The organism is Rugamonas fusca (assembly GCF_014042365.1).
GTDB lineage: Bacteria > Pseudomonadota > Gammaproteobacteria > Burkholderiales > Burkholderiaceae_D > Rugamonas > Rugamonas fusca.
Genome location: NZ_JACEZS010000007.1, coordinates 1 through 26,034 on the forward strand (window position 1 = coordinate 1; position 26,034 = coordinate 26,034).

The following is a 26,034-nucleotide window of genomic DNA, read 5'->3' on the forward strand; positions in this document are numbered from 1 at the left end:
ACAGATCCTTAAGTTGTGCCAGCAATTGCCCAAAGTCTGCGCTTCTCATGGCCCCTCCAAGCATGAATTTACTCAGTCTTGGAGGGCCTTTACCGCAAGAAGTTCAATACTTAACGGGGACATAGCCAAAAAAAACGGCAGCGCGAGGCTGCCGTTTTGTTGTGACGATCCGCCAGGATCAGGCCAGCTTGCCGTGGCAAGCCTTGTACTTCTTGCCGCTGCCGCAAGGGCATGGATCGTTGCGGCCCACCTTCATGCCCATGTTGAGCAACGGTTCGCCGGTGGCCGGCTCCGCGTTGGCCGTGGGGGCCAGCAAGTCTTCCGGCGCCGCGTTCGGGTTGAAGTCGGCGTGCTGATAATGCACATTGCCCACGTGCGGCTGCTGCATGGCCGCCTCGGCCGCGTCGATCTCCTCGCGCGACTGGATGCGCACCGTCATGATCAGGCGTACCACTTCGTTCTTGATCATGTCGAGCATCTGGCCAAACAGCTCGAACGCTTCGCGCTTGTACTCCTGCTTGGGGTTCTTCTGCGCATAGCCGCGCAGGTGGATGCCCTGGCGCAGGTGGTCCAGCGCGGCCAGGTGCTCGCGCCAGTGGCTGTCCACGCTTTGCAGCATGACGTTGCGCTCGAAGCCGCCGAACGCTTCCTTGCCCACGATGTCGATCTTGGACTGGTACAGCGCATCGGCCGCGGCCAGCACGCGCTCGAGGATGTCCTCGTCCGTCAGGTTCTGTTCCGATTCGAGCATGGCGCGCAGCGGCAGTTCGATCTGCCATTCGGCCGCCAGCGCCGCTTCCAGCCCCTTGATGTTCCACTGTTCTTCGACCGACTCGGCCGGCACGTATTCACGCACCATGTCGGTGAAGGCGCCGTGGCGCAGCGACTGGATCAGCTCGGAGATATCGGCGCTTTCGAGCAGCTCGTTACGCTGCTGGTAGATCACCTTGCGCTGGTCGTTGGCGACGTCGTCGTACTCCAGCAATTGCTTACGGATGTCGAAGTTGCGTGCTTCCACCTTGCGCTGGGCCGATTCGATCGAGCGCGACACGATGCCCGCCTCGATCGGTTCACCTTCGGGCATCTTCAGGCGGTCCATGATGGCGCGCACGCGGTCGCCCGCGAAGATGCGCAGCAACTGGTCGTCCAGCGACAGGAAGAAGCGCGAGGAACCGGGGTCACCCTGGCGCGCGGCACGGCCACGCAGCTGGTTGTCGACCCGGCGCGATTCATGGCGCTCGGTACCGACGATGTGCAGGCCGCCGGCCGCCACCACCTGGTTGTGCAGCGCCTGCCAGCCATCGCGCAGCGCCTGGGCCTGGGCCGCCTTGTCGGCGTCGCTCAGTTCGGCATTGGCTTCGATGAACTGGATCTGTTTTTCCACGTTACCGCCCAACACGATGTCGGTACCGCGGCCGGCCATGTTGGTGGCGATGGTGATGGCCTTGGGGCTGCCGGCCTGGGCGATGATCTCCGCTTCACGGGCGTGCTGCTTGGCGTTCAGCACGTTGTGCGGCAGGCCGCCCTTGGTCAGGATGCCCGACAGCAGCTCGGAATTCTCGATCGAGGTGGTGCCCACCAGCACCGGCTGGCCGCGGTCGTAGCAGGCGCGGATTTCCAGCATCATGGCGTTGTACTTCTCGGCCGCCGACTTGTACACCTGGTCGTGGCGGTCCTTGCGCTGCGATGGACGGTTGGGCGGAATGACGACCGTTTCCAGACCGTAGATTTCCTGGAATTCGTAGGCTTCCGTGTCGGCCGTGCCGGTCATGCCGGCCAGCTTGCCGTACATGCGGAAGTAGTTCTGGAACGTGATCGAGGCCAGGGTCTGGTTCTCGTTCTGGATCTTCACGCCTTCCTTCGCTTCCACCGCCTGGTGCAAGCCGTCGGACCAGCGGCGGCCCGTCATCAGGCGGCCCGTGAATTCGTCGACGATGATCACTTCATTGTTCTGCACCACGTAGTGCTGGTCCTTGAAGTACAGCGCGTGCGCGCGCAGGGCCGCGTACAGGTGGTGCACCAGCGTGATGTTGGCCGAGTCGTACAGCGAGGCGCCTTCGGGCAGCAGGCCCATCTTGGTCAGGATGGCTTCGGCCTTCTCGTGGCCCGCTTCCGTCAGCAGCACCTGGTGCGCTTTCTCATCCTTGGTGTAGTCGCCGGGCACTTCCACCTTGCCCTTGCCATCCGGGGTTTCCTCGCCGATCTGCTGGGTCAGCAGGCGCGGCACTTCATTGATCTTGTAATACAGGTCGGTGTGGTTCTCGGCCTGGCCGGAGATGATCAGCGGGGTGCGGGCCTCGTCGATCAGGATCGAGTCCACCTCGTCGACGATACCGAAGTTCAGGGCGCGCTGCACGCGGTCGCGCGCCTCGAACACCATGTTGTCGCGCAGGTAGTCGAAGCCGAATTCGTTGTTGGTGCCGTAGGTGATGTCGGCGTTGTAGGCGGCCTGCTTGGCGGCGTGCTCCATTTGCGACAGGTTGATGCCCGTCGTCAGGCCCAGCCAGCCGTACAGCTTGCCCATGGTGTCGGCATCGCGCTGGGCCAGGTAATCGTTGACCGTCACGATGTGCACGCCCTTGCCGGCCAGCGCGTTCAGGTAGGCCGGCAGCGTTGCCGTCAGGGTCTTGCCCTCGCCCGTGCCCATCTCCGCGATTTTGCCGTAGTGCAGAACCATGCCGCCGATCAGCTGCACGTCGAAGTGGCGCATCTTGAACACGCGCTTGCTCGCTTCGCGGCAGACGGCGAACGCTTCAGGCAGGATCGCGTCCAGCGATTCACCGTTGGCGATGCGTTGCTTGAACGCGGGCGTCTTCGCTTGCAGCTCGGCATCCGACAGCTTTTCAATGACAGGCTCGAGCGCATTGATCTCGCGTACCGTTTTTTGGTATTGCTTGAGCAGCCGCTGGTTGCGGCTACCGAAAATCTGGGTCAGTAATGACATGCTTGAATTCTTGAAAAAACGCCGTTAAAAAAAGCTCTGTTGGTGAAAGTTGCCTTACCGCACGGAGTTCGACTATGGCAAAAGACGATGATTTTATCATGCGCAGTCGCCCACATTGGGGTATTGGCCTATATAACAATAGCCCAAATCAGAACAATGCCACAAAATCAATACATTTAATGCGTGGGTAGCGGAGGGTAGCGCGCAATTGCTGCATGGTCGTGACAGGCGCCGGCACGGATGGGCCGGCTTGTGATATGTTTCGGCCCATGCGATTCAACTCTTCCAACCTGTCCCTGAAGCGGCCCACGGCCGTCGGCGCCACCGATTTCCTGCGGCGCGACGACAAGATGGCCGCCCTGCTGCCGGCCATCGAGCGCATGGCCTCGCTGCAACGCGACTGCGCGGCGGCCCTGCCGGCCATGTTCCAGTACGTGGAAATTTTGTCGTTCGAGGAAGGGCAACTGGTGCTGGCCACGCCCAACGCGGCGCTGGCGGCCAAGCTCAAGCAGCAAGTGCCCAAGCTGCAGGAGACGCTGGCCCGGCGCGGCTGGCAGGTAACGGCCGTCAAGCTGCGCGTGCAGATGGTCAAGGCGGCCGAGGTCAAGGAACAGATGCGCGCCCTGTCGCTGCCCGAAGCAGCCGTGGCCGCGTTCGACGAGCTCGGCCACACGCTCGAACAGACACCGCAGAACGCCACCCTGATCGAAGCATTGCAACGCATGGTCGCGCGCCGCCGCGCCGGTGGCGGCTAAACCAAAAGCAAAATCGGGGACGGACTCCGGTTTTCCCATGCGGGAAAACCGGAGTCCGTCCCGGATTTTGCTTTTCGCTTTAAGTGAGCGCCCACTCACGCGCCATCTGGCGCAGATACGACGGTGGCGCCGCTTCATTGGTGTCGAATGAGACGATCTCATACGCTTCCGGGTGCTTGAGCAACTCCAGCAGCAGCTGGTTGTTGAGCGCGTGGCCGGACTTGTGCGCTTCGTAGCTGGCCAGCAAGGGATGGCCTACCAGGTACAAATCGCCGATCGCGTCCAGGATCTTGTGGCGCACGAATTCGTCGTCGTAGCGCAGGCCGTCCGAATTGAGGATGCGGTATTCATCCATCACGATGGCGTTTTCCAGCGAGCCGCCGCGCGCCAGGCCTATGCCGCGCAGCATTTCCACGTCCTGCATGAAGCCGAAGGTGCGCGCGCGCGACACGTCGTGCACATACGACACGTCGCCGAAATCGACCTGGGCCCGCTGGCTGGTGCCATCGACGGCCGGGTGATTAAATTCGATGAAAAAGTCTAATTTAAAGCCGTTGTATGGCGACAACCTGGCCCATTTTTCCTTGTCGCCCACGCCGTCGCGGATCTCGACCGGCTGCAACACGCGGATGAATTTCTTGGCCGCAGGCTGTTCCTGCACGCCCGCCTGTTGCAAAAGAAACACGAACGACGAGGCCGATCCATCCATGATGGGGATTTCCTCGGCGCTCACGTCGATGTACAGGTTGTCGATGCCCAGGCCGGCGCAGGCCGACATCAGGTGCTCGACCGTGGACACGCGCGCGCCATCCTTGACCAGCACGGAGGCCATGCGCGTATCGCCCACGGCCATGGCGCTGGCGGGGAACTCGACGATGGGGTCCAGGTCCACGCGGCGAAACACGATGCCCGTATCGGGCGCGGCCGGGCGCAAGGTCAGCTCGACCTTGGTGCCGGAATGCAGGCCCACGCCCGTGGTGCGGACCAGTTGTTTGATGGTGCGTTGTTTAAGCATCCCGCGATTATAGCGAAGTTGGGCCAGCCACGTTTTCGCGCTGTTGCCAGCCAATCACGGATGTTCCGCCTCGACATGCACGGCCTCATGCCGCACCAGATAGATGCCGCTGGCCACGATGATCAGCGCGCCGAGCACCGTGTAGCCATCCGGCAGCGTGTGCCACAACAGCCAATCGATCGCCACGCCCCAGGCCAGCGCCGAGTATTCGAACGAGGCCACGGTGGACGCCTTGCCCTTGCTGAACGCTTCCGTGATGGCCAGCTGGCCGAAAAAGCCGCTCAGCGCCAGCGCCACCAGCACCAGCCCATCCTCTTGGCGCACCGGCACCCAGACCCCGGCCGCCATGACCAGGCCGCCGCCGGCCATGATCAGCAGATACCAGAACATCATCGATTCACTGTTGTCCGTGCGGCTCAGCACGCGGCTGGCGATGGCCGACAAGGCATAGAAGACGGCCGCGCCAAGAATGGCCAGGCCGCCGATGGACAGGAAACCCGTGCCTTCCGGCCGCAGCACCACCAGCACGCCTATCATGCCGACCACGATGGCGGCCCACTGGGCCCGCCCCACTTTCTCCTTGAGCACGAACACGGACAACGCCGCGATCAGCGAAGGCGCGATGAAGAAGATCGAATACGCCTCGGCCAGCGACAGGTTGCGCAAGCCGAACGCGAACAGGGTCAGCATGCCGATCCCCAGCGCGCCGCGGAAAATGTGCATGGACCAGCGCACGTGCAGGATGCGCGCGAACGCGCCCCGGTAGGCCATGTAGGCGCACAGCAGCGGCAGCGAGCACAGCGCGCGCAAGGCCGTCACCTGCATGGCCGGGTAATGGGCCGACAGCACTTTCATGGCCGTGTCCATCAGCGAGAACATGGCCACGGCGATCAGCATGGCATAAATGGCGTGCAGGTTTTCCCTGCGGGAGATTATGATGGCGGACAGAGCGGACCTCTAGCTTATCGATGGCCGCCGGGAGGGTGGGACGCGGCCGCATGGAACGTCATCATGGCGACGTCCAGAGCCAGTAGCGCCGGCTGCTGGCCGGTGCTCCCGGAAATTATAGCAAGAGAGAAATATTTATGCTGGACAGGCCGATGTCCACTTCGCACCGTCCATCCGTATCAAGCTCCGCCGCCCAAAACGGCGTAGGATTAGTCACCGGCACAAGCGATGTGGAGTGGCGATGATGAGCAAGACGATGACCCTGATCGTGCGCCAATGGGGTGACGAGCTGGCCGTATGCATTCCGGCCGATCTCGCCAGTGCGGCGCAACTGGTGGCGGGACAAGCCGTCGAGGTAACGCTGCGCCGTCCGGGATCGCTGGTGCTGTCGCCCCGCATATTCAGCGAGCGGACGGGACTGGTGATCGGCTTGCCGCTCACCACGGCAAGCTACAACGACAGCAACCCGTTCGCGGTCAAAGTGGCAGGAGCTGGTGGCGTAATCAGCTACATCCTGACCGAACAGCCCAAGTCGTTCGACTGGCGCAGACGCGGAGCCAAGCCGCATCCGATGGGACAGGTGCCTGCCGCGGCGTTCGCACGCGCCTGCCAGTCACTCAATCAAATTATTTCACTCTGCGTCTAGTGGCGGCAACGCGCCGCCATGACCTGCCGCCAGCGGCAGCAGCATCACCAGTTTCAAGTCCGGACGCTGGGCCAGGTGCAGCGTGACCTGGCTGAACGTCTGCTCGGCGCCGGCCGCGTCGCGGAAGCGGCGCGCGCCGCCCTCGCGGCCCACCACGTCCTGCAAGGTCCACAACTGGCGGAATGCCTCGCTGGCGTCCACCAGTTGCGCGATCAGGCTGGCCAAGGGTTCCTGGGCCGCGTGGCGGCCCGTGTCGGCGCGGAATTCGGCCACCAGGCGGCGCGCCCGTTCCGGCCAGTCCACCGTCAAGTCGCGCGCCTGCGGTTGCAGGAACATGAAACGCAACAGGTTGGGCGTGCCCGCGCCTTGGCTGCCGTCGAGCCAGCCGCGCAACAGGGCCGCCGCGTCGGCGTTCCAGGCCAGCGCATCCCACTGGCGATCGAGGATGTAGGCCGGGGCGTTGATGGCGCGCACCAGCGCGTCCAGCCCCTGCCCGGCCGCGCCCGCGTCGAGGTCGTGTTGCGGATCGAGCCGGCCCGCCAGGCTGAACAGGTAAGCCCGTTCGGCCACCGACAGCCGCAGCACGTCGGCCAGCCGGGCCAGCAAGCGGGCCGAGGCCGCCACCGGCCGCCCCTGCTCCAGCCACGTGAGCCAGGTGGGGCTGACGTCGCACAACTGGGCCAGTTCCTCGCGCCGCAGGCCGGGCGTGCGCCGCCGTCCGCCGCCGGGCAAGCCGGCGCTGGCGGGCGTGACGCGCTCGCGGTGGGCGCGGATGTAATCGCCGAGAGTGGTGTGCATGGTATAAGTTATACCAGTATAAGTCCTTGTCTTGTTACAGGATACGAATTTACCTATCCTGACGCTTCCCCACCACACACGAGGAAGCCATCATGAAACAGCAAGCCGTCGTCGTTGAGCAATTTGGCAACACCGCGCAAGCCTACCTGAGCAGCGCCGTCCACGCCCAGGGCGCGGACCTGGCCGCCATGCAGGACATCGCGCGCCGCATGGCCCTGCCCCGCGTGCTGGATCTGGGCTGCGGCGCCGGCCACGCCAGCTTCGCCGTGGCGCCCGTGGCGCAATCGGTGGTGGCCTATGACCTGTCGGACGCCATGCTGGACGTGGTGACGCGGGCGGCGGCCGAGCGCGGCCTGGAAAACATCCGTACCCAGCAGGGCGACGTGGGCCAGCTGCCGTTCGCCGGCGGCATCTTCGACCTGGTGGTGACGCGCTTCTCGGCCCACCACTGGCTGGACGTGCCGGCCGCGCTGCAGGAAGCGTGGCGCGTGCTGCGCCCGGGCGGCAAGCTGGTGATCGTGGACATCGTGGCGCCCGCCTCGGCCCTGTGCGACACCACGCTGCAAGCCGTGGAACTGCTGCGCGACGGCTCGCACGTGCGCGACTACCGGCTGTGCGAATGGGGCCACAAGCTGGGCATGGCCGGCTTCACCCACCGCCTGGACAGCCAGTGGAAACTGGAGATGCGTTTCGCGCAATGGGTGGCGCGCATGCGCACGCCGGCGCTGCGCGAACAGGCCATCCGCAGCCTGTTCGATTCGGCCCCGCGCGAGGCGCGCGAGTACTTCGCCGTGCAGGCAGATTACTCGTTCTCGATCGATGCGGCCATGTTTGTGGCGTGCAAGCAGGACGAGGAAATCTACTGAGCCATGACGTCGGCGGTGCTGCCGCCGACGTGCTCCCGCAACGCCAGCAGTGCACCGCGCAACGCGGCAACGATGGCGGCATCGTGCACCAGCGCCTGCTCGTCCAGGTTGGCCCCCACCAGCGGCACGACGATGCAGGCGGCCTCCACCACCCGCGCCGACATGACGCAGACCGTCTCGCGCAGGGCCGCGTGCGCGTGCGTGGCGCGCGGCGAGGCGTTGAACAGGGCCACGGGCTTGTTGATGAACGATTCGTTGCCCACCATCCAGTCCAGCCCATTCTTGATGGCGCCCGTGACGCCGTGCGCATATTCCGGGCTGGCGATGACGAGCGCGTCGGCCTCCAGTATCGCCTGCTCGAGCGCGCGGACGATGGCCGGCGGCGCATCGGCCAGGTCCGGATTGAACAACGGCAGCTGGCCCAGGTCGGGATACAGCGTCACCTCGACGCCGGCCGGCGCCACCCGCGCCAGCACGCGCAGCAACATGGCATTGAGGGAGGCAGCCCGCAGGCTGCCGGAGATCGCGAGTATTTTCATTGCAAACCTTGGCTATCCCACTCCATAACGCAAAACGGCGCCGCAGCGCCGTTTCGTCATACGATGCAGGCGGCTGAAATTACAGCTGGCCCAGCAGCGTTTCCGCATTCGACACTTCGAACTTGCCGCCCTGCTCCACGTTGAGCTGCTTGACGACGCCGTTCTCGACCAGCATCGAGTAGCGCTGCGAGCGGGTGCCCATGCCGAACTTGCTGAAGTCGGCGTCCAGGCCCAGCGCCTTGCTGTAGGCGGCATTGCCGTCGGCCATCATGCGCACGATGCCGGTCGCTTTCTGGTCACGGCCCCAGGCGCCCATCACGAACGCGTCGTTGACGGAGATGCACCAGATTTCATCGACGCCCTTGGCCTTCAGTTCGGCCGCGTGCTTGACGTAGCCGGGCACGTGCTGTGCCGAGCAGGTCGGGGTGTAGGCGCCTGGCAGGCCGAAGATGGCGATCTTCTTGCCCTTGACCAGGTCTTGCACATTGAACGTGTTGGGGCCCAGTGCGCAACCTTCGGTTTCGGTTTCGATGAATTCCGACAGGCTGCCTTCTGGCAGGGTATCGCCGATCTTGATGGTCATGTTTGACTCCTCTGTTCTGAATTTTGAATAAAAAAACCGCGCCTGGCGGGGTTTGCCCCGGCATAGAACGTGCAGTATGCCTGAAGCGCGATGATTCTGCTGAACGGACGAAAAAACGGCGCCCGCCCCGTCCCCGGGGCCGGGCGCCGCCATGACACCTTAGTCAGCCTGCTTGCGCAGGAAGGCCGGGATGTCGTAGGTTTCCATGCCGTTCTTCTGCAGCGCCTGCACCTGCTCGGACGCCGTTTCGCGGCGCCATACGGCCGGTGCCTTCATGCCGTCGTAGGCGGCATTGCCCAGGCCGGCGGCGGCGCCCACGGACACGGAGGTGGAAGCTGCGCCGCCGCCCAGCGAGGCCGATGGCATCAGCGGGCTGTTGTGGGTGCCCGTGCGCAGCATCTGCTGCGGCACCAGCTGCACGTGCTTCTTGGCCTTGCCCAGGCCCGTGGCCACCACGGTCACGCGGATGTTGTCGCCCATATCGTCGTCGTAAGCGATACCCTGGGCGATGGAGGCGTCCGGAGCGGCGAAGGCGCGCACGGCGGCCATCACTTCCTTGATCTCCTTACCCTTCAGGCCACGGCTGGCCGTCACGTTCACCAGCACGCCGCGCGCGCCCGACAGGTCCACGCCATCGAGCAGCGGCGAAGCGACAGCCTGCTCGGCGGCGATGCGGGCGCGGTCCACGCCGGAAGCGGTGGCCGTACCCATCATGGCCTTGCCCTGCTCGCCCATGATGGTCTTGACGTCGTTGAAGTCGACGTTGATGTGGCCCGGCACGTTGATGATCTCGGCGATACCGGCCACGGCGTTGTTGAGCACATCGTCGGCGTGCTGCAGCCATTCGATCAGCGATTCGTCTTCGTAGATTTCTTCCAGCTTCTCGTTCAGGATCACGATCAGCGAGTCCACGTTGGCCGACAGCTGTTCCAGGCCTTCGTCGGCGATGTCCATGCACTTCTGGCCTTCGTGCGAGAACGGCTTGGACACCACGGCCACGGTCAGCGCGCCCAGTTGCTTGGCCACTTCGGCCACGATCGGTGCGGCGCCGGTGCCGGTGCCGCCGCCCATGCCGGCGGCGATGAACACCATGTGCGCGCCGCGCAGCGAATCCTCGATGCGCTGGCGCGATTCCTCGGCCAGCTTGCGGCCGACGTCAGGCTTCATGCCTGCGCCCAGGCCGGTGTCGCCGATCTGGATGATGTTGTCGGCCTTGGAGGTCGACAGGGCCTGGGCATCGGTGTTGGCGGCGATGAACTCGACGCCCGACATGCCCTTGTTGATCATGTGTTGAACTGCATTGCCACCTGCTCCGCCGACGCCGACGACCTTGATGACGGTTCCCAAAGCTGCGTTATCGACCATATCAAACTCCATGATGTGCTCCTATCAGTATGCGGTTTCCAAGCGCCAGGCCTCATATCGTTTAGGAGAACTGGAGATTGAAAACTGCGGTTGAATTATATAAATTGTTTAGCTAAATGTATTGGAATCGCCGTACTAAAAACCACCCTGCAAACCACACTGCAACAACTGGATCACCTACTTGACCTGCACTGCTTAAAAATTCCCGAGGAACCATTCCTTCATGCGCTGCCAGACCGCCTTCACCGAACCATCCTGGCGGGTCACGATGTGGCCGCGCAGGTACTGCTTTTTCGCTTCCAAGAGCAGGCCCAATACCGTCGCGTAGCGCGGGCTGCGCACCACGTCGGCCAGCTGGCCGCGGTAGTCGGGCGTGCCCAGGCGGGCCGGCTTGAGGAAGATGTCTTCCGCCATCTCCACCATGCCCGGCATGATGGAAGTGCCGCCGGTGAGCACGATGCCCGACGACAGCACGCCTTCGTAACCGGATTCGCGCACCACCTGGTGCACCATCGCAAACAGTTCCTCCACGCGCGGCTCGATCACGGCCGCCAGCGCCTGGCGCGACAGGTTGCGCGGACCGCGGTCGCCCAGGCCCGGCACTTCCAGCGATTCGCCCGGATCGGCCAGCACCTGCTTGGCCACGCCGTAGCGGATCTTGATTTCTTCCGCTTCCGAGGTCGGGGTGCGCAGCGCCATGGCGATATCGTTGGTGATCTGGTCGCCGGCGATCGGGATCACGGCCGTGTGGCGGATCGCGCCGTCCGAGAACACGGCCACGTCGGTGGTGCCGCCGCCGATGTCGATCAGCACCACGCCCAGTTCCTTCTCGTCCGGCGTCAGCACGGCGTCGGCCGAGGCCATCGGCTGCAAAATCAGATCCGACACTTCCAGCCCGCAGCGGCGCACGCACTTGACGATGTTCTGCACGGCCGACACGGCGCCGGTCACAATGTGCACTTTCACTTCCAGCCGGATGCCGCTCATGCCGATCGGCTCGCGCACGTCTTCCTGGCTGTCGACGATGAATTCCTGCGGCACCGTGTGCAGCAGCTGCTGGTCGGTGGGGATGTTGACGGCCTTGGCCGTCTCGATCACGCGCGCCACGTCGGTGGCCGTCACTTCCTTGTCCTTGATGGCCACCATGCCGCTGGAATTGAAGCTGCGGATATGGCTGCCCGCGATGCCGGCGTAGACGTTGCGGATCTTGCAGTCGGCCATCAGCTCCGCCTCTTCCAGCGCGCGCTGGATCGATTCCACGGTGGCCTCGATATTGACCACCACGCCCTTCTTCAATCCCTTCGATTCGTGCTGACCCAGCCCGATCACTTCGTGGCGTCCGTCGGACATCACCTCGGCCACCACCGCCACCACTTTCGAGGTGCCGATGTCGAGGCCGACGATCAGGTTTTTAGCGTCTTTTGTCATTTCTCTCGCCTACTGTATGTGCTTGCTGATTGGCTTTAAATTAGTGGTCTGTTTCATTACTGCCGGTCGCGCCTTCGGTCGGGCGCCTTCGGCCGGTATCTTCAGGTCGGCCGCGCTCAGCGCCAGGCCGTTCTGGTACCGCATGTCGATGGTCTCGATATTCTGCAAATGGCTGACCAGCTGGGGATAAATGCCCAGCAGCCGGTCCACCCTTTCCTTCAGCGTGGTGGCGGTCTGCTCACGCCCCAGCGCCACGCTCATGCCGTTATCGAGCTTGACGGTCCACGCATAGCGGCTCGACAGCGACAGCGCTTCCGGCACCAGCTTGAGCGGCGCGAACCACTGGCGCAGTTCCTCGAAGCGCGACAGCACTTCCTTCTCGCTGCCTTCCGGCCCGTCGAATTCGGGCAGCGGGTGGTCTTCCTCGGCCTCGGCCAGGTTGGCCGTGAACACGTCGCCCTTGGTCGACAGCAGCCGGCCATCGGCGCCCCAGGTGCCCAGCGCCTCATGCTCCTCCAGCGCCACGATCAGCTGGTCCGGCCATTCGCGGCGCACGGTGGCGCGCCGCACCCAGGGCACGGACTCGAACGCCTGGCGCACCGTGTCCAGGTTAGTCGTGAAGAAGTTGCCCTTGATCCGGCCCAGCGCGTTGTTGCGCAGCGTGAGCTGGCTCACGTGGCGCAGTTCGCCGTCCGACGCCAGGCTCTCCACGCGGATCGTGCGCAGGTTGAACATGGGCCGCTGCGCCAGCCACCAGACGCCGGCGGCCAGGCATGCCAGCAGCGCCAGGGCGAAGATGCCGTTGGCGGTAGCATTCAAGGCTTTAGCGTCTTGCCACATGCGCTTACTCCTTGCCCGTGGCCGGCGCGGCCATCTTCAGGCGCGCCGAGCGCAGGATTTCCACGCACAGCTGCTCGTAGCTGATGCCCGTCGCGCGCGCGGCCATCGGCACCAGCGAATGGCTGGTCATGCCGGGCGAGGTGTTCACCTCCAGCAGGAACGGTTTGTTGTCGCGCTCGCGCAGCAGCACGTCGACCCGGCCCCAGCCCTCGCAGCCGAGTGCGCGGTAGGCTTGCACGGCGATGCGCTGCATCTCGGCCGTCGTCGCCTCGTCCAGCACGGCCGGGCAGTAGTACTTGGTGTCGTCCGTGAAGTACTTGTTCTGGTAATCGTAATTGCCTTCCGGCGCCACGATCTCCACGACAGGCAGCGCGCGCGCGCTGGCGCCCTGCCCCAGCACGGCCACCGTGAATTCACGGCCCGTGACGAATTCCTCGGCCAGCACGCAATCGTCCAGCGCGGCGGCCGTGTCGTAGGCGGCCTTGAAGGCGCCGGCTTCCACCACCTTGGTGATGCCGATGGTCGACCCTTCATGCGGCGGCTTGACGATCAGCGGCAGGCCCAGCTCGGCCGCCACTTTATCGAGGTCCGAGTGCGCGTCCAGCACCGCGTATTTCGGCGTCGGCAAGCCGTGCATCAGCCACACGATCTTGGTGTAGATCTTGTCCATGCCCACGGCGCAGGCCATCACGCCGCTGCCCGTGTAGGGAATGCCCAGTTGTTCGAGCGCGCCCTGCATGCTGCCGTCCTCGCCGAAGCGGCCGTGCAGCGCGATGAACACGCGGTCGAATTTTTCCGCCGCCAGTTCCGCCAGCGAACGCTGGCCCGGATCGAAGGCGTGGGCGTCCACGCCCTGGCTTTGCAGCGCCTTCAGCACGCCGGTGCCGGACATGATGGACACGTCGCGCTCGGCGGAGCGGCCGCCGAACAGCACGCCGACCTTGCCCAGCGCCTTGGCTTCAGTTGGAGTCATTTGATTCACGTTCAGACCTTCGGATAGTTAGTCAGTTTGGCCGGGACGCCGCTGATCGAGCCTGCGCCCATGGTGATGACGACGTCGCCGTCGCGCACCACGCCCATGATGGTTTCCGGCATATCGCCGATGGATTCCACGAAAATCGGTTCCGTCTTGCCGCGCGCACGCAGCGCGTGGGCCAGCGCGCGGCCGTCGGCGGCCACGATGGGCGCCTCGCCGGCCGCGTACACTTCAGCCAGCAGCAGCACGTCGACCGTGCCCAGCACCTTGACGAAGTCTTCGAACAGGTCGCGGGTGCGGGTGTAGCGGTGCGGCTGGAATGCCAGCACCAGCCGGCGGCCCGGGAACGCGGCGCGCGCGGCGGCCAGCGTCACTTCCGTTTCCACCGGGTGGTGGCCGAAGTCGTCCACCAATGCAAAGGTGCCGCCGCCGGGAATGGCCACGTCGCCGTAGCGGGTGAAGCGGCGGCCCACGCCGGCGAAACCGGCCAGGCCGGCCTGGGTGTCCTTGTCGGCGATGCCGATCTCACGCGCGATGGCCACGGCCGAGCAGGCGTTCTGCACGTTGTGCATGCCGGGCTGGTTGAGCACCACGTCCAGGTCGGGATAGCCTTCCTGCAGCACCGTGAAGTGCATTTCCACGCCCACGGCGCGCGCGTTCACGGCGCGCACTTCGGCGTCTTCATGGAAGCCGTAGGTGGTCACGGGCTTGGTCACGTGCGGGATGATGGCGCGCACGTGCGGATCGTCGATGCACAGCATGGCGCGGCCATAGAACGGCAGGCGGTGCGTGAAGTTCACGAACGCTTGCTTGAGCTTTTCGAAATCGTGCTCGTAGGTTTCCATGTGATCGGCATCGATGTTGGTGATGACTTCGATCATGGGCGTCAGGTTCAGGAACGAGGCGTCCGACTCGTCGGCTTCGGCCACCAGGTAGTCGCCCGTGCCCAGCTTGGCGTTGGCGCCGGCGCTGGTCAGGCGGCCGCCGATGACGAAGGTGGGATCGAGCCCGCCCTGCGCCAGCACGGAAGCCACCAGGCTGGTGGTGGTGGTCTTGCCGTGGGTGCCGGCGATGGCGATGCCGCGCTTGAGGCGCATCAGTTCACCGAGCATGACGGCGCGTGGCACGATGGGAATCTTGCGGGCGCGGGCGGCCACCACTTCCGGGTTGTCCTGCTGGACGGCGGTGGAGGTGACGACGGCGTCGGCATTGCCGATGTTGTCAGCCGCGTGGCCCTGGTAGACGGTGGCGCCCAGCGACGCCAGGCGTTGCGTGACGGCGTTGCTGCCCAGGTCCGAGCCGGTGACGGTGTAGCCCAGCGTGAGCAGCACTTCGGCGATGCCGCTCATGCCGCTGCCGCCGATGCCGACGAAATGGATGTTCTGTACTTTATGCTTCATGAGAGTTGTTCCAATACTTGTGCGATCGCGTCGTTGGCGTCGCGCTTGCCGGCCGTTTTCGCCGCCATGGCCATGGTCTGGCAGGCGTTGCGGGTCAGCGTTTCCAGCAAAGTCGCCAGGCTTTGCGGATTCATTTCCGTTTGCGGCATGTGGATGGCCGCGTTCTGCTTGGCCATCCATTTGGCGTTGTCGCGCTGGTGGCTGGTAGTCGAGGCCACCAGCGGCACCAGCACACTGGCCACGCCAGCCGCCGTCAGTTCCGACACCGTGATGGCGCCGGCGCGGCAGATCACCAGGTCCGCCTGCGCGTAGGCGCTGGCCATGTCGTCGATGAAGTCGACCACATTGGCCTGCACGCCGGCCTGCGCGTAGGCGGCGCGCAGCGCGTCGATATTCTTCTTGCCCGACTGGTGGGTAACCTGCGGACGCAGCGCGGCCGGAATCAGCGCCAGCGCGGCCGGCAGGTTGTCGTTCAGCGCCTTGGCGCCAAGGCTGCCGCCCACCACCAGGATGCGCAGCGGACCTTCGCGGCCGGCGAAGCGCTGCTCGGGGCCGGCCATGTCCAGGATCTCCTTGCGCACCGGATTGCCGGTGACGACGGCCTTGCCGGCCGCGCGGCCGAATTCGGCCGGGAAGCCGAAGCACACGCGCTGCGCCAGCGGCGTCAGGGTCTTGTTCGACAACAGCAGGGCCGCATCGGCGTTCACCAGCACCAGCGGCACGCCACGCAGGCGCGCCATCATGCCGCCGGGGACGGTCACGTAGCCGCCCATGCCCAGCACCACGTCCGGCTTGCGCTTGCCGATGTAGCCGAAGCAGGCCGCGAAGCCGGCCAGCATCTTGAAGGCGCCCGCCACGGTGTGCTTGAGGCCCTTGCCGCGCATGCCGGAAAAGTCGATCGCATCCATCGCGATGCCGTGTTTCGGCACGATGTCCTGCTCCATGCCGTGGGCCGTGCCCAGCCAGCTCACTTCCCAGCCGCGCGCGCGCATGGTCTGCGCGATCGCCAGGCCGGGGAAAATGTGGCCGCCGGTGCCGGCCGCCATGATCATCAGTCGTTTCATAATCTGCCACCACGCATCAGGACCCGGTTCTCGTAGTCGATCCGGAGCAGGATCGCGAGCCCGACGCAGTTAATCACCACCCCCGTGCCGCCATAGCTCATCAGCGGCAGGGTCAAGCCCTTGGTCGGCAGCAGGCCAAGGTTGACACCCATATTGATAAACGTCTGCACCCCGATCCAGATGCCGATGCCCTTGGCCGTGAGGCCGGCGAAGGTCTGGTCGATGGCGATGGCCTGGCGGCCGATGTCGAATGAGCGCTTGACGATCCAGTAGAACATCGCGATCACCACCAGCACGCCCACCAGTCCCAGTTCCTCGCCGATCACGGCCAGCAGGAAGTCGGTATGGGCTTCGGGCAGGTAGTGCAGCTTTTCCACGCTGCCGCCCAGGCCCACGCCGAAGATCTCGCCACGGCCGAAGGCGATCAGCGAGTGCGTGAGCTGGTAAGCCTTGTTCAGTGCATTGTCTTCCTGCCACGGGTTAAGGTAGGCGAAATAGCGCTCGCGGCGGAACTTGGACAGCGCGATGATGGAAATGAAGATCGTCACCAGCACGGCGCCGATGCCGCCGAACCAGATCGCGTTAATCCCGCCCAGGAACAGGATGCCCATGGCGATGCAGACGATCACGCCGAACGCGCCCAGGTCCGGCTCCAGCAGCAGCAACAGGCCGACGAAGCCGACCGCCGCCGCCATCGGCATGAAGCCCTTGGTCAGCTTGTGCATGTATTCCTGCTTGCGCACCGTGTAGTCGGCCGCGTACAGCACGGCCACCACCTTCATCAATTCAGACGGCTGCAGGTTGACCACCTTGAGCGAGAGCCAGCGGCGGCCACCGTTGACCACCACGCCCAGGCCGGGGATCAGCACCAGCACCAGCAGCACCAGCGTGCCGATGAACAGGTAAGGCGCGGCCTTCTGCAAGTCGGCGATGCGGACGCGGAACACGAACAGGCCCACGATCAGCGCGGCGGCGATGAACAGCGCCTGGCGCGTGAGGAAGTAGGTGTTCTGCCAGCGCACGTAGTTGGCGAACTTGGGCGAATCGGGCAGCGAGATCGAGGCCGAGTACACCATCACCATCCCCAGCAGCATCAGCAGCAGCGTGACCCACACCAGCGGCTGGTCGTATTCCATCATCTTGGACTGCCGCGCGCGACTGCCCACCGGCATGGAGGCCGGTGGTGCGTTGAAGCGGAATGGCAGCTGGAAGGCCATCAGATCTCCTGTCCCGCGTCGAGGGCGATGTCACGCACGGTGTCGATGAACACCTGCGCGCGGTGCGCGTAGTTCTTGAACATGTCCAGGCTGGCGCAGGCGGGCGACAGCAGCACGGCGTCGCCGGCCTGCGCCAGCGCGCTGGCGCGCTTGACGGCTTGCGGCAGGTCGGCGCAGTCTTCCAGTGCCACACCGGTTTCGGCCAGCGCCGCGCGGATGGCCGGCGCGTCGCGCCCGATCAGCAGCACGGCGCGCACGTAGCGCGACACCGGATCGGCCAGCGGCGCGAAGTCCTGGCCCTTGCCGTCGCCGCCGGCGATCAGCACCAGGCGCTGCTGCTCGCCCGTGAAGCTCTTGCCCAGGCCGATCAGGGCGGCCACGGTGGCGCCCACGTTGGTGCCCTTGCTGTCGTCGTAGTATTCGACTTCGTTGATGGCCGCCACCAGCTCTACGCGGTGTGGCTGGCCACGGTATTCGCGCAGGCCATGCAGCAGCGGCGCCAGCGGCAGGCCGATGGCGCGGCACAGGGCCAGTGCGGCCAGGGCGTTGGCGGCGTTGTGCTGGCCGCGCACCTGCAGCGCGTCGACCGGCATCAGTTTCTTGAGCACGCATTCGACCGGCTCCGGGGCCGGGTCGTTCTTGCGGCGCTTCTTGCGTTCCACTTCCTCGCCCGGCTCGGCCGAGGCCAGCCAGTAGATGCCGCGCTCATTGTGCAGGCCGAGGCAGTCGGCGTGTTGCGGCGTGTCGGTGCCGAAGGTGATGTTCTCGCCCGTTGGATCCTGCATGCGCATCACGGTGGCATCGTCGCGATTGAGCACGCGCACGGTGTCGGCGCCAAAGATGCGCTGCTTGTCGGCGGCGTAGGCGGCCATGTCGCCGTGCCAGTCCAGGTGGTCCTGGGTCACGTTGAGCACCGTGGCGGCATCGGCGTTCAGGCTGTAGGTGGTGTGCAGCTGGAAGCTTGATAACTCAAGTACCCACACCTGCGGCAGCGGGCTTGCTTCCGATTGCGCGTCGCGCCGCTGGTCCAACACCTCGCGCAGCACGTCCAGCGCGGCCGGGCTGATGTTGCCCGCCACGCGCACCGTGTTGCCGGCCCGTTCGCAGAGCTGCCCCACCATGCTGGTGACGGTGGTCTTGCCGTTGGTACCCGTGATGGCGATGACTTTGGGCGCGTAGCCGCGTTCGTCCTTGAGCGTCTTGAGCGCCTGGGCGAACAGTTCGATCTCGCCCCACACGGGAATGCCGCGTTCGGCGGCGGCCGGCACGATGTCGGCCAGTTCGCGGTTGGGCGCCAGGCCGGGGCTGACGGCGACGAAGTCCACGCCGTCCAGCAGCGCGGCGCCAAACGGGCCGGCGACGAATTCAACATCGGCCACGGCCGCGCGCAGCGCGGGCAGGCGCTCGGGCGCCTCGCGCGTGTCGGCCACGCGCACGCGCGCGCCGCCGCGGGCCAGCCACAGCGCCATCGCCAGGCCGGATTCCCCCAGCCCCAGTACCAGTGCGGTCTTGCCTTCGTAGTTCATCAGCGCAGCTTCAGGGTAGTGAGTCCGACCAGGACCAGCATCATCGTGATAATCCAGAACCGTACGACGACCTGGGTCTCTTTCCAGCCTTTTTGTTCGAAGTGGTGGTGCAGCGGCGCCATCAGGAACACGCGGCGGCCCACGCCATAACGCTTTTTGGTGATCTTGAACCAGCCCACCTGGATGATGACGGACACGGTTTCGGCCACGAACACGCCGCCCATGATGAACAGCACGATCTCCTGGCGCACGATGACGGCCAGCGTGCCGAGCGCGCCGCCCAGCGCCAGCGCGCCCACGTCGCCCATGAACACTTGCGCGGGGTGGGTGTTATACCAAAGGAAGGCCAGGCCGGCGCCCGTCAGCGCGCCGGTGAAGATAATCAGTTCGCCCGCGCCGGGGATGTGCGGGATGAACAGGTATTTGGAGTACGTCGCGCTGCCGGTCAGGTAGGCGAACAGGCCCAGCGCCGCGCCCACCATGATGGTCGGCATGATGGCCAGGCCATCGAGGCCGTCGGTGAAGTTGACGGCGTTGCTGGTGCCGACGATCACGCAGTAGGTCAGCGCGATGAAGCCCCATACGCCCAGCGGGTAGCTGACGGTCTTGAAGAACGGGACGATCAGGTCGGCCTTCGGTGGCAGGTCCATCGAGAAGCCCGACTGCACCCAGGCGAAGAACAGCTCGAACACCTTGCCCGCGTTGGGCGCGGACACGGAAAACGCCAGGTACAGCGCGGCGCTGATGCCCACCAGCGACTGCCAGAAGTATTTTTCGGCCGAGCGCATGCCTTCCGGGTCCTGGCGCACCACCTTGCGGTAGTCGTCCACCCAGCCCACGGCGCCAAAGCCCAGCGTGACCACCAGCACGGGCCAGATCAGGCGGTTCGACAGGTCGCACCACAGCAGCGTCGAAATGCCGATGGCGATCAGGATCAGCACCCCGCCCATGGTCGGCGTGCCGTGTTTTTTCAGGTGGGTCTGCGGGCCGTCCGTGCGCACGGCCTGGCCGTACTTCATGGCCGTCAGCTTGCGGATCACGGCCGGGCCGGCGCCCAGGCCGATCACCAGCGCCGTGATGGTCGCGAACACGGCGCGGAAGGTGATGAAGTTAAAGACCCGCAAAGGTCCGAGGTCCTGCTGAAAATATTGCGCGAGCCAAAGCAGCATGATTAGTGACTTTCCTTGTTAGCTTGTTGCGATCCAATCAAATGCTGCACGACCCGTTCCATCTTCATGAAGCGGGAGCCCTTGATCAATACGGTTGCATCCGGCGTGATGACGGCGTCGAGCGCCGCCAGCAGATCGCCGAACTGTTCAAAATGGCGGATGGACGCGCCCTGCATGTGGCGCGCCAGTTCGCCGGTAACGAGCACCTGTTCGATGCCCTTGCTCTGCGCGTAAGCGCCGATTTCTTCGTGAAACTCGCGGCCCTTGGTGCCCACCTCGCCCATGTCGCCCAGCACCAGGATGCGCGGTGCGGCCGCTTTCGCCAGCACGTCGATGGCCGCGCGCACGGAGTCCGGGTTGGCGTTGTAGGTATCGTCGATGACGACGGCGCCGTTGGCGGCGGCCTTTTTCTGCAGCCGGCCGGCCACGGGCGCGAACGCCTCCAGTCCAAGCCGGATGGCGGTGGCCGAGATGCCGGCCGCGTAGGCGCAGGCGGCGGCGGCCAGCGCGTTGCGCACGTTATGTTCTCCGGCCGCCTGCAGGCGCACGAAGAACGGCGTGGCCGCCGCGTCATGGCCGATGGTGATCGTCAGTTCGCTGCCGAAGTCGCCGGCGCGGTGGGTGCAGCTGACGTCCGCCTGCGGCGCCAGGCCGAAGGTGACGGTGCGGCGCTTGCCGGCCAGTGCTTGCCAGATCGGCGTGAACTCGTCGCCATGGGGGAACACGGCCACGCCGTCCTCGCCCAGGCTGGCCAGCACGGCGCCATTCTCGCGCGCCACGGCTTCCACCGTGTGCATGAATTCCTGGTGTTCGCGCTGGGCGTTGTTGACCATGGCGACGGTGGGTTCGGCGATGGCGGCCAGGCGCGCGATCTCACCCGGATGGTTCATGCCCAGTTCCACCACGGCGGCGCGGTGCGCCGCGTCCAGGCGGAACAGCGTGAGCGGCACGCCCACTTCGTTATTCAGGTTGCCGCGCGTGGCCAGGCGCGCGTCCTCGCCGCCGCAGGCCTCAGCCAGGATGGAGGCGATCATTTCCTTGACGGTGGTCTTGCCGTTGCTGCCAGTGACGCCGATCACGGGCACGGCGAACTGGCGGCGCCAATAGTTGGCGATGCGGCCCAGCGCCACCAGCGTGTCCGGCACCACGATAGCCGGCAGGGTCCAGCCGTCCGGCAGGCGCTCGGCCACCACGGCCGCCACGTCCTTGGCCGCCACTTGCGGCAGGAAGTCGTGGGCGTCAAATACTTCGCCGCGCAGGGCGACGAACAGCGCGCCGGCGGCCACGTTGCGGCTGTCGGTGGAAACGCCGTCGAACGCCGTGTTGGCGGCGTCGTTGACGAGCGTGGCGCCGGGAATGGCGCTCGCGAGCTGGGCCAGCGTAGCGCGCATCAGTTCGGCCTCATCATGGTCAGGCGGGCCGACAGGGCCAGCTGGGCGTGGTCGGCATCGGAGAACGGCAGCTTCTTGCCCTTGATCTCCTGGTACGGTTCATGGCCTTTGCCGGCCAGCAGGATCACGTCCGGCTTGGCCGCGTGCTTGATGGCCAGCAGGATGGCGGCGGCGCGGTCTTCCACCGTCTGCAGCGTGGACGACGGGTGCTGCTGGTCCATGCCGGCCACGATCTGGGCGATGATGGCGTGCGGGTCTTCGCTGCGCGGATTGTCGCTGGTGACCAGCACATGGTCGGCCGCCTGGGCGATCTTGCCCATCTGCGGGCGCTTGCCCGGATCGCGGTCGCCGCCGCAGCCGAACACGCACCACAGCTGGCCGCCGCGGTCCTGCGCCACCTGGCGCAGCGCTTGCAGGGTTTTTTCCAGCGCGTCGGGCGTGTGGGCGTAGTCGATCACCACCATCGGCGCATCCTGGCCACCCACCTGCTGCATGCGGCCGGGGGCCGGGCGCAAGGACTCGATGGCGTCCAGCGCGGCGCGCAAGCCCATGCCCTTGGCCAGCAGCGCGCCCAGCACGCCGAGCGCGTTGCTGATGTTGAAGTGGCCCACCAACTGGGTCTTGACCTGGGCGGCGCCGAGCGGGCAGTCCAGGTGGAATTCCGTGCCGGCCGTGCGGCTGCTGCGGAACTGGCTGGCGCGCAGCATCATCACGCCCGGCAGGTCGGGCACGGTGGCCGCGTCGGCCAGCGTGTAGCCGATCACGGGAATGGCGCCGGACGGTTTGCCCCGCACATGCTCCACCAGCCGCAGGCCCATGGGGTCGTCCAGGTTGATCACGGCCGTCTTCAGGCCGGGCCAGTCGAACAGCCGGGTCTTGGCCGCCTCGTAGGCCGCCATGTCGCCGTGAAAGTCCAGGTGGTCGCGCGTGAGGTTGGTGAACACGGCCACGTCGAAGTGCATGCCGGCCACGCGGCCCTGCTCCAGGCCGATGGACGACACTTCGATCGCCAGCGACGCGGCGCCGGCGTCGCGCGCCTCGGCCAGCGTGCGGGCCAGCAGCACGGCGTCCGGCGTGGTATAGCCGGTGGCGTCGAAGGCCGCTTCGCCGCGCCCCTTGAACAGGCCCACGCCCAGCGTGCCGACCACGGCGGCCGTCTCGCCGCCGCGCGACAGGGCCTGGCCCAGCCACACGGCGCTGGAGGTCTTGCCGTTGGTGCCCGTCACGCCCACGGTGAACATGGCGCTGTCAGGCTGGCGGTAGCAGGCGTGCGCGATCAGGCCAGCGCGCGCCTTGAGCTGCTCGACGGTGATGTAGGGCGCGGTCCAGTCGGGATTCCACGTAAAACCGGCCGGGTCCAGCACCACCAGCGCGGCGCCTGCCTCGATGGCCGTTTCAATATAGTTGCGCCCATCGCCGGCGTCGCCGGGATAGGCAAAGAACACATCGCCCACCTTGATGCGGCGCGAGTCGGACGCCAGCTGCGCCGTGGGCGCCAGCTTGCGGATCGCGTCGGCGATAGTCAACGGGTCGAAGGTAGCAGTCGTCACATTTTCCCCTGTTCGGAATTCTCAGGAATGATGATATGGGTCACGGTCGAATCGGGCGTGATGTTCTTGGCGCGCAGCACGTTGGCCGCCAGCGCGGAGAACACGGGGCCGGCCACGTCGCCGCCCACGTGCACGGCGCCACCCGGCTCGTCGATCATCACGGCGATCACGAAGCGCGGACTGGACATGGGCGCCATGCCCACGAAATTGCCGATGTATTTGCTCTGCGAGTAGCGGCCGTTGATGACCTTTTGCGCCGTGCCGGTCTTGCCGCCCGTGCGGTAGCCGGGCACTTGCGCCTTTTCCGCCGTGCCGCCGGGCTGGGTCACCATCTCCAGCATCTCGCGCATCTCGGCCGCCGTCTGGGCGCTCACCACGCGCGTGCCCACGGGCGGCTCCGTCACCTTCTGGAACGACAGCGGGATGATGTCGCCATCGCGGGCGTAGATCATGTAGGCGCGCGCCAGCTGGATCAGCGACACGGAAATACCCTGGCCGAAGCTCATGTTGGCCTGCTCGATCGGGCGCCACGATTTGTAAGGACGCACGCGGCCGGCCACGGCGCCGGGGAAGCCCCACTTGGGCTGCTGGCCCAGGCCCACCTTGGTAAACATCTCCCACATTTCCTGGGGCGGCATCTGCAGCGCCATCTTCGAGGTGCCGATGTTGGACGACTTCTGGATCACCTGCTGCACCGTGATCACGCCGTGCGGGTGGGTGTCGTGCACCACCTTGTCGCCGATGGCGTAGTAACCGGGGCCGGTGTCGATCAGCGTGAGCGGCTTGACGCGCCTGGTGTCGAGCGCCAGGCCCACCGTGAACGGCTTGAGCGAGGAACCGGGTTCGAAGGTGTCCGTCATCACGCGGTTGCGCAACTGCTCGCCCGTCAGCGCGGTGCGGTCGTTGGGGTTGTAGGATGGCCAGTTGGCCAGCGCCAGCACTTCGCCCGTGTGCACGTCCAGCACCACGGCGGCGCCAGCCTTGGCCTTGAACTTCTCCACCGCGTCCTTGAGCTGGGTGAAGGCGATGTACTGGATCTTGCTGTCGATCGACAGCGTCAAGTCCTTGCCGTCGTGCGGCTCGCGGATCGATTCGATGTCCTCGACGATGTGGCCCAGGCGGTCCTTGATCACGCGCCGGCTGCCCGGCACGCCCATCAGCGTCTTCTGCTGCGCCAGTTCCATGCTCTCCTGGCCCACGTCCTCCACGTTGGTGAAGCCCACCACGTGGGTGGCTACTTCGCCCTGCGGGTAGAAGCGCTTGTATTCCTTGCGGGTCTGGATGCCTTCGATACCGAGCTTGGTGATCTGGTCGGCCACGTCCTGCTCCACCTGGCGTTTCAGGTACACGAAGCCGCGGTCCGAATCGAGTTTTTTCTGCAGCTCGGCGTCGCTCATGTCCAGCAGCTTGGCCAGCGCCTTGAGTTTTTCCGGCGGCGCTTCCTGCACGTCGTCCGGAATCGCCCAGATGGCCTTGACGGGAATCGACGAAGCGAGCACCTGGCCATCGCGGTCGGTGATCTTGCCGCGCGTGGCCGGCAGGTCCAGCGTGCGCGCGTAGCGGATCTCGCCCTGCTTTTGCAGGAACTGGGTGGACAGGCCCTGCAGCCACGCGGCGCGCGCGGCCAGCAGCGCGAAGGCGGAGAACAGCACGAACAGCACCACGCGCGAACGCCACACGGGCAGGCGCACGGCCAGCACGGGATTTTTCGAGAACGGCACCCCCTTGGAGGCCGCTACCCGGGATACGCTGGCGTTGGAGGCGCGCTTCATTTGCCCTCTTCCGGCGACAGGTACTGGGTACGGTTGGCCGTCAGCGGCACCATGTTCAAATCGCCGCGCGCGATCTGCTCGATACGGGCGTGCTTGCCCAGCGTGGACTGGTCCAGCTGCAGCTGCGCCCATTCGATGTCGAGCTGGCGCGCCTGCGACTGGCTGCGTTCCAGTTCGATGAACAGGTGGCGCGCCTGGTATTGGGCGTTAACCAGCGACAGGCCGCAAGCGACCAGCAATGCCGTCAGCACCAGGTTGATCTTGCCGCTCATGGCGCCCCCTCCGGCAACGGCAGGCGGCGCGCCACCCGCATCACGGCGGAACGGGCGCGCGGGTTGGCGTCCACTTCGGCGTCGGACGGCTTGATCTTCGCGATCAGTTTCAGCAGCGGCTGCGGCAGGTCGACGGCGCGGATCGGCAGGCGGCGGTCCGGCTGCGGCACGTTGGCCTTGGCCGCGAAGAAGCGCTTGACCATGCGGTCTTCCAGCGAGTGGAAGCTGATGATGGCCAGGATGCCGCCCGGCGCCAGGCAATCGTAGGCTTGTTCTAGTCCGGCCTCGAGGTCTTCAAGCTCTTTATTGATGAAAATCCGGATAGCCTGAAAGGTACGGGTGGCCGGGTCCTTGCCCTTTTCCCGAGTCTTGACCGCGCCTGCCACGATGCCGGCAAGCTGTCGTGTGCTTGAAATTGGCTCGACTGCCCGGCGAGCAACAATCGCCTTTGCAATCTGAAAAGCAAACCGTTCTTCCCCATATTCTCTGATCACCTTTTCCAGTGTCTGTTCGGATTCTGTGGCGAGCCACTCGGCCGCCGACATGCCGCGCGTGGTATCCATGCGCATGTCGAGCGGGCCATCGTTGCGGAAGCTGAAGCCGCGCGCCGCGTCGTCCACCTGCGGCGAGGAGATGCCCAGGTCGAGCAGGATGCCGTCCACCTGGCCCACGCCCCGCTCCGCGAGGGCGGCGCGCATGGTGGCGAAGCTGTCGTGCACGATGGTGAAGCGCGGGTCGGCCACCTGTGCGGCCGTGGCGATGGCTTGCGGGTCCTTGTCGAAGGCGATCAGGCGCGCGTTCGGCCCCAGGCGCGACAGGATCAGGCGGCTGTGGCCACCGCGGCCGAAGGTACCGTCCACGACCACGCCGCCGGCGCGCGCGCCCGACAGATCGAGCGCATCGACCGCTTCGTCTAGCAGCACCGTACGATGCTGAAATTCCGGCACCGCCGTAGTCGTCATGGCGGGGC

Annotated in this window: 23 protein-coding genes; 3 read left to right on the forward strand and 20 right to left on the reverse strand. The window is 65.6% G+C overall.

The window, feature by feature from the left end; translation table 11 throughout:
* Positions 1-178: 178 nt before the first annotated feature.
* A complete protein-coding gene (secA, locus tag H3H36_RS09625; RefSeq protein WP_182216748.1) occupies positions 179-2,944 on the reverse strand; it encodes a preprotein translocase subunit SecA in 2,766 nt (921 codons plus the stop codon).
* Positions 2,945-3,213: 269 nt separating this feature from the next.
* Between secA and H3H36_RS09630 the strand changes: the two genes are divergently transcribed.
* Positions 3,214-3,699 (forward strand): DciA family protein, encoded by a 486-nt coding sequence (locus tag H3H36_RS09630; protein WP_229219838.1) that lies wholly within the window; start codon positions 3,214-3,216, stop codon positions 3,697-3,699.
* Positions 3,700-3,778: 79 nt separating this feature from the next.
* Here the strand turns inward: H3H36_RS09630 and lpxC are convergent, their stop codons facing one another.
* Together lpxC and H3H36_RS09640 are read right to left on the reverse strand one after the other, a co-directional pair.
* Positions 3,779-4,714 (reverse strand): UDP-3-O-acyl-N-acetylglucosamine deacetylase, encoded by a 936-nt coding sequence (gene lpxC / locus H3H36_RS09635; protein WP_182216752.1) that lies wholly within the window; start codon positions 4,712-4,714, stop codon positions 3,779-3,781.
* Positions 4,715-4,768: 54 nt separating this feature from the next.
* Complete coding sequence (locus tag H3H36_RS09640; protein WP_182216754.1) at positions 4,769-5,611, reverse strand: DMT family transporter; 843 nt, start codon at positions 5,609-5,611, stop codon at positions 4,769-4,771.
* Between the two features lie 292 nt (positions 5,612-5,903).
* Here H3H36_RS09640 and H3H36_RS09645 point away from each other — a divergent pair, with 292 nt between their 5' ends.
* Positions 5,904-6,308, forward strand: a complete 405-nt coding sequence (locus H3H36_RS09645) for a type II toxin-antitoxin system PemK/MazF family toxin (RefSeq protein WP_229219839.1) — start codon at positions 5,904-5,906, stop codon at positions 6,306-6,308.
* On the opposite strand, the gene H3H36_RS09650 is transcribed toward H3H36_RS09645, so the two are convergent.
* Positions 6,294-7,106 carry a helix-turn-helix transcriptional regulator gene (locus H3H36_RS09650; protein ID WP_182216756.1) on the reverse strand — a complete coding sequence of 271 codons (813 nt, stop codon included), beginning with the start codon at positions 7,104-7,106 and terminating at the stop codon, positions 6,294-6,296. The two genes, H3H36_RS09645 and H3H36_RS09650, sit on opposite strands and share 15 nt — an antisense overlap.
* A gap of 92 nt (positions 7,107-7,198) precedes the next feature.
* On the opposite strand from H3H36_RS09650, the gene H3H36_RS09655 reads away from it, so the two are divergent.
* Positions 7,199-7,972, forward strand: a complete 774-nt coding sequence (locus H3H36_RS09655; protein ID WP_182216758.1) for a class I SAM-dependent methyltransferase — start codon at positions 7,199-7,201, stop codon at positions 7,970-7,972.
* Here H3H36_RS09655 and H3H36_RS09660 read toward each other — a convergent pair.
* The 16 genes from H3H36_RS09660 to rsmH form a co-directional block, all read right to left on the reverse strand.
* The gene (locus H3H36_RS09660) at positions 7,966-8,511 is read right to left on the reverse strand and encodes an NADPH-dependent FMN reductase (RefSeq protein WP_182216760.1); all 546 of its coding nucleotides are present in this window, start codon (positions 8,509-8,511) and stop codon (positions 7,966-7,968) included. The genes H3H36_RS09655 and H3H36_RS09660 overlap by 7 nt on opposite strands.
* Positions 8,512-8,590: 79 nt before the next feature.
* The gene (locus tag H3H36_RS09665; RefSeq protein ID WP_182216763.1) at positions 8,591-9,094 is read right to left on the reverse strand and encodes a peroxiredoxin; all 504 of its coding nucleotides are present in this window, start codon (positions 9,092-9,094) and stop codon (positions 8,591-8,593) included.
* A gap of 159 nt (positions 9,095-9,253) precedes the next feature.
* Positions 9,254-10,471, reverse strand: a complete 1,218-nt coding sequence (gene ftsZ, locus H3H36_RS09670) for a cell division protein FtsZ (RefSeq protein WP_182216765.1) — start codon at positions 10,469-10,471, stop codon at positions 9,254-9,256.
* A gap of 183 nt (positions 10,472-10,654) precedes the next feature.
* A complete protein-coding gene (gene ftsA, locus H3H36_RS09675; RefSeq protein WP_173593949.1) occupies positions 10,655-11,887 on the reverse strand; it encodes a cell division protein FtsA in 1,233 nt (410 codons plus the stop codon).
* Positions 11,888-11,896: 9 nt separating this feature from the next.
* Positions 11,897-12,727, reverse strand: a complete 831-nt coding sequence (locus H3H36_RS09680) for a cell division protein FtsQ/DivIB (protein ID WP_182216768.1) — start codon at positions 12,725-12,727, stop codon at positions 11,897-11,899.
* A gap of 4 nt (positions 12,728-12,731) precedes the next feature.
* Positions 12,732-13,700 (reverse strand): D-alanine--D-alanine ligase, encoded by a 969-nt coding sequence (locus H3H36_RS09685; RefSeq protein WP_182216770.1) that lies wholly within the window; start codon positions 13,698-13,700, stop codon positions 12,732-12,734.
* 11 nt (positions 13,701-13,711) lie between these two features.
* The gene (gene murC, locus H3H36_RS09690) at positions 13,712-15,103 is read right to left on the reverse strand and encodes a UDP-N-acetylmuramate--L-alanine ligase (protein WP_182216773.1); all 1,392 of its coding nucleotides are present in this window, start codon (positions 15,101-15,103) and stop codon (positions 13,712-13,714) included.
* Positions 15,100-16,167 carry an undecaprenyldiphospho-muramoylpentapeptide beta-N-acetylglucosaminyltransferase gene (gene murG, locus H3H36_RS09695; RefSeq protein ID WP_229219840.1) on the reverse strand — a complete coding sequence of 356 codons (1,068 nt, stop codon included), beginning with the start codon at positions 16,165-16,167 and terminating at the stop codon, positions 15,100-15,102. Before murG ends, murC begins: the two co-directional genes overlap by 4 nt.
* Positions 16,164-17,384 (reverse strand): putative lipid II flippase FtsW, encoded by a 1,221-nt coding sequence (gene ftsW, locus H3H36_RS09700; RefSeq protein WP_182216775.1) that lies wholly within the window; start codon positions 17,382-17,384, stop codon positions 16,164-16,166. The genes murG and ftsW overlap by 4 nt, the downstream gene beginning before the upstream one ends.
* Positions 17,384-18,910: a UDP-N-acetylmuramoyl-L-alanine--D-glutamate ligase gene (murD, locus tag H3H36_RS09705; RefSeq protein ID WP_182216778.1), complete on the reverse strand. Its 1,527-nt coding sequence runs from the start codon at positions 18,908-18,910 to the stop codon at positions 17,384-17,386. Before murD ends, ftsW begins: the two co-directional genes overlap by 1 nt.
* Positions 18,910-20,079 carry a phospho-N-acetylmuramoyl-pentapeptide-transferase gene (gene mraY / locus H3H36_RS09710; protein WP_182216780.1) on the reverse strand — a complete coding sequence of 390 codons (1,170 nt, stop codon included), beginning with the start codon at positions 20,077-20,079 and terminating at the stop codon, positions 18,910-18,912. Before mraY ends, murD begins: the two co-directional genes overlap by 1 nt.
* A 2-nt stretch (positions 20,080-20,081) precedes the next feature.
* Positions 20,082-21,470, reverse strand: a complete 1,389-nt coding sequence (locus tag H3H36_RS09715; RefSeq protein ID WP_182216783.1) for a UDP-N-acetylmuramoyl-tripeptide--D-alanyl-D-alanine ligase — start codon at positions 21,468-21,470, stop codon at positions 20,082-20,084.
* Positions 21,470-23,020: a UDP-N-acetylmuramoyl-L-alanyl-D-glutamate--2,6-diaminopimelate ligase gene (locus H3H36_RS09720; RefSeq protein WP_182216785.1), complete on the reverse strand. Its 1,551-nt coding sequence runs from the start codon at positions 23,018-23,020 to the stop codon at positions 21,470-21,472. Before H3H36_RS09720 ends, H3H36_RS09715 begins: the two co-directional genes overlap by 1 nt.
* Positions 23,017-24,792, reverse strand: coding sequence for a peptidoglycan D,D-transpeptidase FtsI family protein (locus tag H3H36_RS09725; RefSeq protein WP_182216787.1), 1,776 nt, complete (start codon positions 24,790-24,792; stop codon positions 23,017-23,019). Before H3H36_RS09725 ends, H3H36_RS09720 begins: the two co-directional genes overlap by 4 nt.
* Positions 24,789-25,064: a cell division protein FtsL gene (gene ftsL, locus H3H36_RS09730; protein ID WP_182216789.1), complete on the reverse strand. Its 276-nt coding sequence runs from the start codon at positions 25,062-25,064 to the stop codon at positions 24,789-24,791. Before ftsL ends, H3H36_RS09725 begins: the two co-directional genes overlap by 4 nt.
* Positions 25,061-26,026: a 16S rRNA (cytosine(1402)-N(4))-methyltransferase RsmH gene (gene rsmH / locus H3H36_RS09735; protein WP_182216792.1), complete on the reverse strand. Its 966-nt coding sequence runs from the start codon at positions 26,024-26,026 to the stop codon at positions 25,061-25,063. Before rsmH ends, ftsL begins: the two co-directional genes overlap by 4 nt.
* Positions 26,027-26,034: the final 8 nt, after the last annotated feature.